The organism is Dactylosporangium sp. NPDC050688 (genome assembly GCF_040654515.1).
Lineage (GTDB): Bacteria > Actinomycetota > Actinomycetes > Mycobacteriales > Micromonosporaceae > Dactylosporangium.
In genome coordinates this window covers 183660-194505 of sequence record NZ_JBFAIC010000013.1, presented here as the reverse complement: position 1 = coordinate 194505, position 10846 = coordinate 183660, and the positions used below count along the sequence as shown (strand labels likewise).

At 73.8% G+C, this 10846-nt stretch carries 14 protein-coding genes; 8 read left to right on the top strand and 6 right to left on the bottom strand.

Annotated features, from left to right (window positions below; translation table 11 throughout):
- Positions 1–173: 173 nt before the first annotated feature.
- Genes AB0H83_RS15890 through AB0H83_RS15880 form a run of 3 tightly spaced genes read right to left on the bottom strand, consistent with a single transcriptional unit; the run spans position 174 to position 1974 of the window.
- Positions 174–506, bottom strand: coding sequence for a small basic family protein (locus AB0H83_RS15890; RefSeq protein WP_360093266.1), 333 nt, complete (start codon positions 504–506; stop codon positions 174–176).
- Positions 503–1366, bottom strand: a complete 864-nt coding sequence (locus AB0H83_RS15885; protein WP_360093263.1) for a DUF881 domain-containing protein — start codon at positions 1364–1366, stop codon at positions 503–505. The genes AB0H83_RS15890 and AB0H83_RS15885 overlap by 4 nt, the downstream gene beginning before the upstream one ends.
- Positions 1363–1974, bottom strand: coding sequence for a CDP-alcohol phosphatidyltransferase family protein (locus AB0H83_RS15880; protein WP_360093260.1), 612 nt, complete (start codon positions 1972–1974; stop codon positions 1363–1365). The genes AB0H83_RS15885 and AB0H83_RS15880 overlap by 4 nt, the downstream gene beginning before the upstream one ends.
- Before the next feature lie 101 nt (positions 1975–2075).
- Here AB0H83_RS15880 and AB0H83_RS15875 point away from each other — a divergent pair, with 101 nt between their 5' ends.
- Positions 2076–2996, top strand: a complete 921-nt coding sequence (locus tag AB0H83_RS15875; protein ID WP_360093257.1) for an aminoglycoside phosphotransferase family protein — start codon at positions 2076–2078, stop codon at positions 2994–2996.
- Positions 2997–3068: 72 nt separating this feature from the next.
- Here AB0H83_RS15875 and AB0H83_RS15870 read toward each other — a convergent pair whose 3' ends face one another.
- On the bottom strand, positions 3069–3461 hold the full coding sequence (locus tag AB0H83_RS15870; RefSeq protein ID WP_360093254.1) for a PLD nuclease N-terminal domain-containing protein: 393 nt from the start codon (positions 3459–3461) through the stop codon (positions 3069–3071).
- Positions 3462–3524: 63 nt separating this feature from the next.
- Here AB0H83_RS15870 and AB0H83_RS15865 point away from each other — a divergent pair, with 63 nt between their 5' ends.
- On the top strand, positions 3525–4049 hold the full coding sequence (locus AB0H83_RS15865) for a phosphoribosyltransferase family protein (protein WP_360093251.1): 525 nt from the start codon (positions 3525–3527) through the stop codon (positions 4047–4049).
- 121 nt (positions 4050–4170) lie between these two features.
- Here AB0H83_RS15865 and AB0H83_RS15860 read toward each other — a convergent pair whose 3' ends face one another.
- Both AB0H83_RS15860 and AB0H83_RS15855 read right to left on the bottom strand, forming a co-directional pair.
- The gene (locus AB0H83_RS15860) at positions 4171–4770 is read right to left on the bottom strand and encodes an MBL fold metallo-hydrolase (protein WP_360093248.1); all 600 of its coding nucleotides are present in this window, start codon (positions 4768–4770) and stop codon (positions 4171–4173) included.
- Between the two features lie 42 nt (positions 4771–4812).
- On the bottom strand, positions 4813–6117 hold the full coding sequence (locus AB0H83_RS15855) for a DUF2252 domain-containing protein (protein WP_360093245.1): 1305 nt from the start codon (positions 6115–6117) through the stop codon (positions 4813–4815).
- A 131-nt stretch (positions 6118–6248) separates the two neighbouring features.
- On the opposite strand from AB0H83_RS15855, the gene AB0H83_RS15850 reads away from it, so the two are divergent.
- From AB0H83_RS15850 to AB0H83_RS15825, 6 genes are read left to right on the top strand one after another with little or no spacing between them, the layout of a single operon-like run.
- Positions 6249–6851, top strand: a complete 603-nt coding sequence (locus tag AB0H83_RS15850) for a DUF4178 domain-containing protein (protein ID WP_360093297.1) — start codon at positions 6249–6251, stop codon at positions 6849–6851.
- Position 6852: 1 nt separating this feature from the next.
- A complete protein-coding gene (locus tag AB0H83_RS15845; protein ID WP_360093242.1) occupies positions 6853–7332 on the top strand; it encodes a DUF2617 family protein in 480 nt (159 codons plus the stop codon).
- A complete protein-coding gene (locus AB0H83_RS15840; protein WP_360093239.1) occupies positions 7329–7754 on the top strand; it encodes a DUF4247 domain-containing protein in 426 nt (141 codons plus the stop codon). Before AB0H83_RS15845 ends, AB0H83_RS15840 begins: the two co-directional genes overlap by 4 nt.
- Positions 7755–7760: 6 nt before the next feature.
- Positions 7761–8183 carry a DUF350 domain-containing protein gene (locus AB0H83_RS15835; protein ID WP_360093236.1) on the top strand — a complete coding sequence of 141 codons (423 nt, stop codon included), beginning with the start codon at positions 7761–7763 and terminating at the stop codon, positions 8181–8183.
- Positions 8183–9295, top strand: a complete 1113-nt coding sequence (locus AB0H83_RS15830; protein WP_360093233.1) for a hypothetical protein — start codon at positions 8183–8185, stop codon at positions 9293–9295. Before AB0H83_RS15835 ends, AB0H83_RS15830 begins: the two co-directional genes overlap by 1 nt.
- A complete protein-coding gene (locus AB0H83_RS15825; RefSeq protein WP_360093230.1) occupies positions 9292–10812 on the top strand; it encodes a polyamine aminopropyltransferase in 1521 nt (506 codons plus the stop codon). The genes AB0H83_RS15830 and AB0H83_RS15825 overlap by 4 nt, the downstream gene beginning before the upstream one ends.
- Positions 10813–10846: the final 34 nt, after the last annotated feature.

Genomic DNA, 10846 nt, shown 5'->3' with positions numbered 1-10846 from the left:
CGGCGACGTCATCCAGCTCAGCGCCGAGAACGAGGACGTCAAGTTCGTCGCGCCCGAGTCGGGCCTGATGCTGTGGTCGGACAACATCCTGATCCTAGCGGCGCCCGGTCCGGCAGCGGCGGCGTCCGGCGCGGCGGGCTGGGCGGGCGCCTCGTCCGGGGGAGGGGTGCTCGTCATGCCCGGAAGAGGTGGCGGCGGATGGCGGCGGCGTTGCCGAAGATGCGGACGCCCAGGACGACCACGACGCCGGTGGAGAGCTGGCCGCCGACGCCGAGCTGGTCGCCCAGGTACACGATGAGCGCGGCGACCAGCACGTTGGACACGAACGACACGACGAACTGCTTGTCGTCGAAGATGCCGTCGAGCTTGGCCCGTACGCCGCCGAACACGGCGTCGAGGGCGGCCACGACGGCGATCGGCAGGTAGGGCTGCAGGCCCAGCGGCACGGTCGGCTCGAGGAAGATGCCCGCCGCGACGCCGATGGCGAGCGCGATCACCGCGATCACCGGCGACCTCCTGAGGGTGAGGGTGAGGCCGGGACCGAGGGTGACGGGGCCGGCGGGTGGGCGTAGCGCAGGGGTGGTTCGGGGGCGGCGGCCAGGACGAGACCCTTGCGGGCCTTGACGCCGAACTGCATGCGGTAGTTGTCCACGTACCGGCGGAAGCGCTTCGCGGTCGCGGAGGACGAGAAGCGGCCGGCGAGGTCGGGCGGGCCGATGGCGGCGACCTCGTACGGGCTGGTGACGGGCTTGAAGTCGACGAGGATCACGCCGCCCGCGGCGCGGATGGTGCTGGTGGCGGTGAGCCGCTGGCCGTTGACGGCGATGGCCTCGGCGCCGGCCTGGAACAGGCCGTTGGCGACGTCCTGCAGGTCGCGGTCCAGCACGATGCCGAGGTTCTCCTCGGCGGTGGTGCCGGTGACCGGGTCGATCTGCGGGGGTGCGTCGGCCACGCGGACCACGACCCCGTCGCCGGTGACCTTGCCGGTGCCGGTACGGGCGGCGAGCCCGCGCAGCCGCGCGGCGCCGGACGCGTCGGCCAGCGCGTCGTCGCGGGCCTGGTCGACCTGGGCGCGCAGCACGTCGACCTGGCGTTGCAGGTCCTCGGCGGTGCGCTGCCGGGAGCGGACGTCGGCGATGAGGTCGTCGCGCGCCCGGCTCGCCGACGGCGCCTCGGCGACCGCCTGGTGGTACGCCACGGCCAGGATGAACCCGACGGCGGCGAGGGTCACCGCCCGGGCGGCCCGCCCCCACCGCGGCGGGGGCTCGCCGGTCTCGGCGCGACGGGCGGCGGCCTGCGCGTAGCCGGGGTCGAGCGGCGTGCGGAACAGGTCGCCGAGCAGGTCGTCGCGGCGAGCGAGGGTCACGAGGCGTCGGAGGCTTGCAGCCGGCCGGCCCGCACGTGGATCGCGGCCTGGATGATGTAGAAGACGGCGGCGACCCAGTACAGCACGATGCCCCACCACAGCAGCGCCCAGCCGCTCGGCAGCGCCCATGGGCGGGCCGCCTCGCTGAACTTCGCCAGCAGCATCATCGGGAAGCCCATGAGCAGCACCGCGGTCGCGGTCTTGCCGACGTAGTGCACCGGCGGCGGGCCGTGACCGAGGACGCGCAGCACGACCAGGCACAGCACCATGACCGCCTCGCGGGCCAGCAGCGCGATCGTGAACCACCAGGGCACGATGTCCTTGAACGTCAGCGCGAACAGCGTCGCCAGGATGTACAGCCGGTCGGCGAGGGGGTCCAGCAGCTCGCCGAGGCGGCTGACCTGCTTGAGGCGCCGGGCGGCGAAGCCGTCGACCCAGTCGCTGAGCCCGCCGACGACCAGCACGGCGATCGCCCAGCCGGTGGCGTCGGTGGCGAGGAAGAGGTACAGGAAGAGCGGGACACCCAGTAGGCGGGCGAAACTGATCAGGTTCGGCACGGTGAGCACCGGGCCGAGGCCCTGACGCTGCGTGCCTTCGTCGCGGTCCACCGTCCGCCCGCTTTCCCCGATCAGCTGTACGACGCCCGGAATGCTAGCAGCCCACGATCGTGTCCTCGCGCAGGCACGGCCGGGAGTGCGAGGATCGGGCGATGGTGCAGGCTTCCGGGGTACGCATCGGCTGGGACGACCTGCCGGCGTCGGTGCACGCGGCGGTCGCCGCCATCCTCGGCGGGCCGGTGGTGCAGGCAGTGTCGCAGCCCGGCGGATTCTCGCCCGGCACCGCCGACCGGGTCCGGCTGGCCGACGGCTCCAGGGCGTTCGTGAAGGCGGTCAGCGCCGCGCAGAACGCGCACAGCGTGCAGATGCACCGCACCGAGGCCAGGGTCACCGCGATGCTGCCGGCCGACGTGCCCGCGCCGCGGCTGCTCGGGTTCCACGACGACGGCACGTGGGTCGCGCTCGTGTTCGCCGACGTGGAGGGCCGGCAGCCGCACGTACCGTGGCAGGACGACGAGCTCGAGGCGGTCCTCGACGCGCTGCGCCGCCTCGTGGTCCCGGTGTCCGGGCTGCCGTCGCTGCCGTCCCTGCTGGCGGACAACTTCGGCGGCTGGCGGCGGCTGGCGGCCGACCCGCCCGCGTCGCTGGACCCGTGGGCGGCGTCCAACCTGGACCTGCTCGTCGAGCTCGCCGACCGCGGGGTGGCGGCCCTGGCCGGCGACCGGCTGGTGCACGTCGACATCCGCGCCGACAACCTGCTGATCCGCCCCGACGGCTCGGTGATGGTGGTCGACTGGCCGGCCGCGGCGGTGGGCGTGCCGTGGTTCGACACGCTCTCGCTGCTGCTCAACGTCCGCCTGTACGGTGGCGGCCCGTCCGACGCCGTCCTGGACTTCTTCGGGCCCGACCCGGCCGACGTGACCGCCGTGATCGCGGGCCTGGCGGCGTTCTTCACCGACCGCGGCCGCGAGCCCGACCCGCCGGGCCTGCCGACGCTGCGCCGCTTCCAGCAGGACCAGGCCGCCGTGATGCTGCCGTGGCTGCGCGCCCGCCTCGACGCCGGCCTGACCTGACCACCGGCGGGCGGCCCGACGTGACCGCCGGCGGGCGGCAGCCGCGGCCAGCGACCCGCCGCCCGCGGGCGGCTACTGGGGGCGATCCTCGTTGCGGCGGCGCAGCTCCTCCTCGCGGCGGCGCAGGTCGGCCTCCCACTTGCTGAACATCTCCTCGTCGGAGCGGCGGGAGCGGGCGATCTCGCGCAGGAACGCGGGATCGTCGTCCGGGGCCAGGGGCCGGGGGCGCTCCCGCTCGGGGAAGCCGCCGCCGGGCCGCCACGTGCCGCCGGCACGGACCGCCTGGGGGCGCCCGGCGACGTACCAGGCGATCCACCCGATCGGGGAGAACAGCAGGATGATGAACACCCATGCGACCTTCGGCAGGTTGCGCACCCGGTCCTCGTCGCTGGACAGGCAGTCGATGAGCGCCACGACCAGCATCACCAGGTCGATGAGGAAGAGCAGTCCATAGAGGCGTATCACGCGGCACATCATGGCAGCACCGGCCGTCGCTGTGTGTCCCCATGAATGGGATGATGTACGTCCGTGCAGACCGTTGACCTCGCCGCCGCCATCGTCGCCCGCTGCCGCCTGAGCGGCTCGTTCGTGCTCCGGTCGGGAAGGACCGCGACCGAGTACTTCGACAAGTACCAGTTCGAGGCGGACCCGGTCCTGCTCGACGCGGTCGGCGCCGGGCTCGCCCCGCTGGTGCCCGCCGGCACCGAGGTCCTCGCCGGGCTGGAGATGGGCGGCATCGCGGTCGTCGTGGCCCTGGGCCGGCACGCGGGGCTGCCGTGCGCGTTCGTGCGCAAGGCCGCGAAGCCCTACGGCACCCGCCGCCTCGCCGAAGGCGCCGGCCTCGCCGGCCGGCGGGTCCTGCTCGTCGAGGACGTCGTCACCTCCGGCGGGCAGATCGCCGTCTCCGCCGCCGAGCTGCGCGCCGCGGGCGCGGTGATCGAGCACGCGGTGTGCGTCATCGACCGCCAGGAGGGCGGCGCGGAGGCGCTCGCCGCCGAAGGCATCACCCTGCACGCCCTGCTGACCCGCGAGCTCCTCGACGCCACCCGGTAGCCGGACAGCAGGCGGCCGGGCGTCACGCCGCCCGGCACCGCGCCGGCCGGAAATGATCGGGCCGAGAAGCCCAGGTCGAGAAGCCCAGGTCGAGAAGGTCAAGCCGAGAAGGCCAGCCGGGTCAGATGCCGGTCTCCGCGCCGATCGTGGTGTCGGTGCCGTGGCCGGTGTGCACGACCGTGTCCGCGGGCAGCGTCAGCAGCCGCTCCCGGATCGACCGCAGGATCGTCGGCTTGTCCGAGAACGATCGGCCGGTGGCGCCCGGGCCGCCCTGGAAGAGCGTGTCGCCGGTGAAGACGACGCCCAGGGACGGGGCGGACAGGCAGACCGCGCCCGGACTGTGGCCCGGGGTGTGCAGGACGGTCAGTTCGGTGCCGGCGACGGTGATGACCTGGCCGTCGGAGAGGGTGGCCGAGGGCTGCAGGTCGGGGTGGCGCATGTGCCACAGCGGCAGATCCTCCGGGTGCAGCAGGATCGGCGCGCCGGTGCGCAGCGCCACCTCCGGGGCGGCGTCGATGTGGTCGTCGTGACCGTGGGTGCAGACGATCGCCAGCACGTGCCGGGAGCCGACGGCGTGCAGGATCGCGGCGGCGTCGTGGGCGGCGTCGATGACGACCGCCTCCGTGTCGTCGCCGACGATCCAGACGTTGTTGTCCACGTCGAACGTCTCGCCGTCCAGCGAGAACGTCCCCGACGTCACCAGTCGTTCGATACGCGCCATAGGTCCCAGCTTAGAGACTCCAGCTGACAGGTCCCGCCGCCACTACAGTCCCGGGAACTTCCCGTTGCGGAACAGGTCGACGAAGATCTGGTGGTCGGCGCGGGCCCGGGCACCATAGGAGTGCGCGAAGTCGACCAGCGACGCGACGAAACCCTCCTCGTCGCGGGAGATCGCGGCCACGATCGCCTCCTCGGTGGAGAAGTTCACCAGGTCGTGGCTGGACTCGTCGTCGGCGACCGAGTGCATCCGGGCCGTCGCCCGGCCCAGGTAGTCCACCACGCGGGTCAGGTCGGCCAGCTCGTTGACGTCGCTCCAGTCCAGGTCCGCCGCGTACGGCGACACCTCCGCGACGACCTGCCCGACCCCGCGCAGAGACGTGTAGCCGGCCCACGAGTCGGCGTGCGCCTGCAGGGCCCGCTGCGACTCGCTGGTGCGGTGCCCCTGGTGCTTGAAGTAGGCCTTGACCTGCGGGTCGGTGATCCAGCGCGACACCGCCGGCGTCTGGCCCTGCTTCATGTAGATGATGACGTCGTTCTCCAGCGCCTGGGTGTGCCCCTCGAGCAGCACGTTGTAGGAGGGCAGGCCGGCCGAGCCGATCCCGACGCCCTTGCGCATCACGACGTCCTTGATCGTGTACCGGGGTGAGCGGGTCCCGTCCCACGCCGGCAGCGTCGGCAGGTACGCCTCGAACGCCGCCTCGACCTCCGCCCGGGTCTGCGCGTCCACCGCGTACACGCCGTCGGTCATCGCGAAGCGCCGGTCGTAGTCCTCGATCACCGTCTGCTCGTCGAGCAGGCCGACCCGGGTGTTCAGCCGGGCCCGCTGCAGCACGTCGCGCAGCACCCCGTCGGTGGTGTCGAGGGTCAGCGACCCGATCGCCTCCTCGCCGCCCGCCGCGATCGCGTGCAGCTCCGTCACGTACGTGCGGGCGTAGCCCGCGACCAGGTCACCGATCACGGTGTCGGACAGGGCCTTGGCGTAGCCGATGAGCGCGATGCTCGCCGCGAACCGCTTCAGGTCCCAGATGAACGGCCCGACGTACGCCTCGTCGAAGTCGTTGACGTTGAACACGAGGACGCCCTCGGAGTTCATGTACGTGCCGAAGTTCTCCGCGTGCAGGTCCCCGTGGATCCACACGGCGGAGGTCCGCTCGTCGAGGAACGGGTCGGCGGCGCCGTTGAGGTCGGCGTAGTAGACGCAGGCGCTGCCCCGGTAGAACGCGAACGGGGTGGCGGCCATCTTGCGGAACTTGCGGCGGAACGCGGCCGGGTCCTGGGCCATCAGCTCGCCGAACTCGGTGACGAGCACGTCGACCAGCTGATCGGCCCGCTGCTGGGAGTCAACCATTGATCAACCGTAGGCACACCCGGGTGCCCGTGGACGCACAATGGCGCAATCACGACAGGCGGACGGCGCACGCGGTTGGTACCCTCGGCGCCCAACGGATCTTCCCCGCCCGAAGGACCCACGTGACCACGCTGCTCGTCGTCCTAGTCGTCGTGCTGCTCGCAGCCGTCGTGGTGCTCGTGGTCGCCCTGACGCGGCGCCGCGGGCAGCAGCGGCCGCCGGCGCCGCAGGACCCGTTCCGGGATCGGGACGCCGACGTGCTGCGCGGCGACCCGCGCACCCTCAAGGCCGGGGACACGGTCGAGATCAGGGGCCGGGCGTACACCGTACGCGGGAGCCTGCACTACACGGAGCAGTCCTGGGGCTGGACGGAGCACCTGCTCGACGACGCTGCCGGCGGCAAGGTGTGGCTGTCCGTGGAGGAGGACCCGGACCTGGAGCTCGCGCTGTGGCACGAGGTGCCGCCCGCGACCGTGACCCCGGGCGCGGCGACGGTCGACTTCGACGGCCGCCGGTACACCAGGGACGAGTCGGGCACGGCCCGTTTCACCTCGACCGGCACGACCGGCCTCGCCGCCACCGGCACCGCCAGGTACGCCGACTACGCCGCTCCCGACGGGGCGCTGCTGTCGTTCGAGTCCTACGCCGGGCCCGGCGAGGCCGACCGGTGGGAGGTCGGGCGCGGCGAGCGGCTGCCGCGCGCCGAGGTCCGCGTCTGGTCGCAGGGCGGCTGACGTGCTCGTCACCCTCGACACGGCGTACACCGACACGACCGCCGCCGACCTGCGCTTCGCCCTCGGCCTGCCGCCGCAGCCGGCGCTGCGCACCATGACGGTCAGGCTGCCCGCCGGCGACGTCGAGCTGCGGCTGCTCGGCGCATCGCACCAGATCCGCTTCGGCGCCGTCGACGAGACCCTGGCCTGCCTGCCCGCGGTCACCGCGCCGATGCCGGCCGCGTTCGAACGCCCCGGCTACCGGTTCACCGCGACGGTCCGGCACCTGGCGGCCGCCGCGTTCGAGGCCGCCGTGCTCGACCTGCGCGAGCGCGCCGGGGCCGGCGAGCACGTCCTGGCCGGCGCGTTCCCCGGCGACCGCAACGCCGTGACCGTCCTGGCCGCCCGGGCGATCCCGGGCGGTGCCGGGTGGTGGACCGCGCACGCCTACCCCCAGACCGGCGAACTGGTCATGACGGAGACGACAGTGATACGAGCATGAAGCGCATCTGGTACGTCCTGGCCGGCAGCCTCGCCGCGATCGGGCTGGTCATCGGCGGGTTCACCGCCTGCTCCGGCAACTTCTCCCCGACGTCGTACGTCGCCCGGCACTACAGCCGCGCCGCGGCGCAGGACATCGGCACCGACGCGCGCGCCTACACCAGCACCAAGTCCCCGACCCGGGTCGCGGACGAGATCACCCGCGCGTGGACCCCGGCCGGTCGGTACGCCGACGGCACGGGCGTCTACCTGCGCTACTCCAACGACTCCGTCGTGCTCAAACCGAACGGCACCGGCACGCTGATCCTGGTGGAGGGGCTGCGGACCGCGTACCGCCGCTACTCCGGCGTGGTCGGCAACGGCTGGATCGGCCGGGGCGACGGCAACAGCGGCCGCGGTGGCGGCCCCGGCACCGGAAAGTAGACCGACATGCTCGATCTCGTCACCGACCTGGCGGTCACCCTCGGCTACGCCGCCGCCGGCATCGTCCTCATGGGGATCGGCGCCGTCCTCGTCGACCTCGCCACCCCCGGCTCGCTGCGGCACCTCATCTGGCACGAGCGCAATGCCAACGCGGCGATCCTGCTCGCCTCGAACCTCGTCGCCGTCGGCACCATCGCGACCACCGCGATCGTCGCCAGCGACGGCGACTTCCTGCGCGGCATCGCCTCCACCGCCGGCTACGGCCTGATCGGCCTGCTGGTGATGACCGTCGCGTTCGTGGTGCTGGACATGGCGACGCCCGGCAAGCTCGGCGAGCTGCTCGTGCACCCCGCGCCGCACCCGGCCGTGTGGATCAGCGCCGTGGTCCACCTCGCGGTCGGGGCCATCATCGCCGCGGCGATCCTCTGATGAGCCGGCCGGAGGAGCCCGAGAAGCCCGCCTTCGCCCTGCCCGCTCCGGTACCGGCGGATCCGCCGCCGTTCGCCGTGCCGCCACCGCCGCCGGGGTACGGCCCGCCGCCCGCCGCCCAGTCGGTGCCGCCCGGCGGGCAGCCGGTGGCGCCTGGTGGGCAGCAGCCGGTGCCGCCGCAGTTCGCGCCGCCGCCGCCCAGCCAGCCGCCCGGGCCGCCGCAGTTCGCGCCGCCGCCCGGGCCGCCGCAGTTCACGCCGCCCCAGTTCGCGCCGCCGGCCGGGGAGCCGGCGCTGGGCGTGCCGCCGGCGCAACCGGCGACCGGGACGCCCGCGGCGCCCTCGCCGGGCGGGCTGAAGAAGGGCTGGCTCTGGGGCTTCCTGGCGCTCGCGGTCGTGGTCTGCGGCGTGTCGTGCGTCGGGGCCCTCGAGGACTCCGGCACCGGCGTCGACACCCCCGCCGCCGCCCACCAGCAGTCGGTGGTCGACGGGCTGGCCCGGGCCACCGCCGCGCACGGCATCTGCTACGGCTGGCGGCTGCAGAGCTCCGCCTCCACCGTGAACGTCGGCTCCAACCTGGGCGTCGGCAAGGCCGTCACCGACGACCCGGCGAAGTGCGCCAAGTACGTCGAGGTGCAGGGCAACGTCCGCTACTACCCGGGCGACAGCGAGTCCGAGGACACCGCGGCGTACACGATCCGCAGCACCCTCGGCGACACCGGGCGCCTCGACCCGGCCGCGTTCGGCCGGCTGGGCGCCGGCACCGAGCGGCTCCTGGAGGACCCGGCGACCACGATCCTGGTCGTCGCCGACGCGCTGCCGCTGCTGACCCAGGAGGCCGGGCTGGCGCCGACGCCGGTGCCGCTGCCGAGCGCCACCGGCAGCGTCGCGCCGGTCGCCACGGGCGGCAGCGACTTCCTGCGCGACCGGTGGGTGCTGCTCGGGTTGTCGGGCGGGCTGCTGCTGGTCGCGGTGGTGGCGCTGTTCCTGGGTCGCCGCGCGTCCCGCCGCTCGGCGCAGCCGCCGCCGGCCGCCGCCCCGCCGTTGCCCGGTTCGCCGCCGTCCGGTTCGCCGCTGCCCGGTTCGCCGCTGCCCGGTTCGCCGTCACCGTGAGCCGGCTGCGTCGCACGGCCGTGCTGGCGGCCGTGTTCGTCTGCGCGGCGTGCGGCCTGGTGTACGAGCTCGCCCTCGTCGCCCTTGGCAGCTACCTCATCGGCGACACCGCCGCGCAGGCGTCGATCGTGCTCGGCGTCATGGTCTTCGCCATGGGCATCGGCGCGCTGGCTGCCAAGCCGCTGCAGGGCCGGGCGCTGGTCGCGTTCGCCTGGATCGAGCTGCTGCTGGCGCTGCTCGGCGGGCTGTCGGTGCTCGGCCTCTACGCCGCGTTCGCGTGGCTGGACCTGTACGCCCCGGCCCTCATCGCCGTCGCCCTGGTCCTCGGCGCGCTCATCGGCGCCGAGATCCCGCTGCTCATGGTGCTGCTGCAACGCATCCGCCGGCAGGACGCGGGCAGCGCCGTGGCGGACCTGTTCGCCGCCGACTACGTCGGCGCCCTGCTCGGCGGGCTGGCGTTCCCGTTCCTGCTGCTGCCCGTCTTCGGTCAGCTCCGCGGCGCCCTCGTGGTCGGCGTGGTCAACGCCGTCATCGGCGTCGTCGTCGTGTTCGCCGTCTTCCGCCGGGACCTGAGCCGCCGCGCCGGGGTCGCGCTGAGCGCCGGCGCCCTCGCCGTCCTGGCCGTGCTCGGCGGCGCGTTCTGGGTGTCGGAGCCGTTCGAGGTGACCGCCCGGCAGCAGCTGTACGCCGACCCCGTGGTCTTCGCGACCCACAGCCGGTACCAGGAGATCGTGCTCACCTCCTCGCTCGACGGCGCCGACGTGCGGCTGTTCCTCAACGGCGACCTGCAGTTCGCCTCGATCGACGAGTACCGCTACCACGAGGCCCTGGTCCACCCGCTGCTGGCCGGCGCGCGCGGCAGCGTGCTCATCCTCGGCGGCGGCGACGGCCTCGCGCTGCGGGAGGTGCTGAAGTACCCCGACGTGCGCTCCGTGACCGAGGTCGAGCTCGACCCCGCGGTCGTCGACCTGGCCCGCACCGACCCGCGGCTGCGCGCGCTCAACGCCGCCGCGTACGACGACCCCCGCGTCCACCTGCTGAACCTCGACGCGTTCGCCTGGCTGCGCGACGGCCCGCCGCAGTTCGACGCGATCATCGTCGACCTGCCCGACCCCGACGAGACCGCCACGGCCAAGCTGTACTCCGTCGAGTTCTACGCCATGGTCCGCCGGGCCCTCGCCCCCGGCGGCCGGGTCGTCGTGCAGTCCGGCTCGCCGTACTTCGCGCAGCGCTCGTACTGGTGCGTGGAGGCCTCGCTGCGCGAGGCGGGGTTCGCGACATCGCCGTATCACGTGGACGTGCCGTCCTTCGGCGACTGGGGCTTCTTCCTCGCGGCCCCCGAGACCCCTCCGGCGCTCACCCTCCAGCCGCCCGCGCCGCTGCGCTTCCTCGACCCCGACGTGCTGCGCGCCGCCACCGTCTTCCCCGCCGACCGCCGCCGCCTCCAGGTGCCGCCGTCCACCCTGATGGACCCGCGCATCCTGCAGTACGCCCGCGAGGAGTGGAAGGGCTACTGACCGTTGACGGCGGCGCCGGAGCGCAGCGGAGGTG

Bases quoted from the DNA above. Each gene is read 5' to 3' on its own strand.
- AB0H83_RS15875 (WP_360093257.1), top strand. From the start codon at position 2,076: ATGGTGCAGGCTTCCGGGGTACGCATCGGCTGGGACGACCTGCCGGCG.
- AB0H83_RS15860 (WP_360093248.1), bottom strand. From the start codon at position 4,770: ATGGCGCGTATCGAACGACTGGTGACGTCGGGGACGTTCTCGCTGGAC.
- AB0H83_RS15830 (WP_360093233.1), top strand. From the start codon at position 8,183: ATGAGCCGGCCGGAGGAGCCCGAGAAGCCCGCCTTCGCCCTGCCCGCT.
- AB0H83_RS15835 (WP_360093236.1), top strand. From the start codon at position 7,761: ATGCTCGATCTCGTCACCGACCTGGCGGTCACCCTCGGCTACGCCGCC.
- AB0H83_RS15855 (WP_360093245.1), bottom strand. From the start codon at position 6,117: ATGGTTGACTCCCAGCAGCGGGCCGATCAGCTGGTCGACGTGCTCGTC.
- AB0H83_RS15840 (WP_360093239.1), top strand. From the start codon at position 7,329: ATGAAGCGCATCTGGTACGTCCTGGCCGGCAGCCTCGCCGCGATCGGG.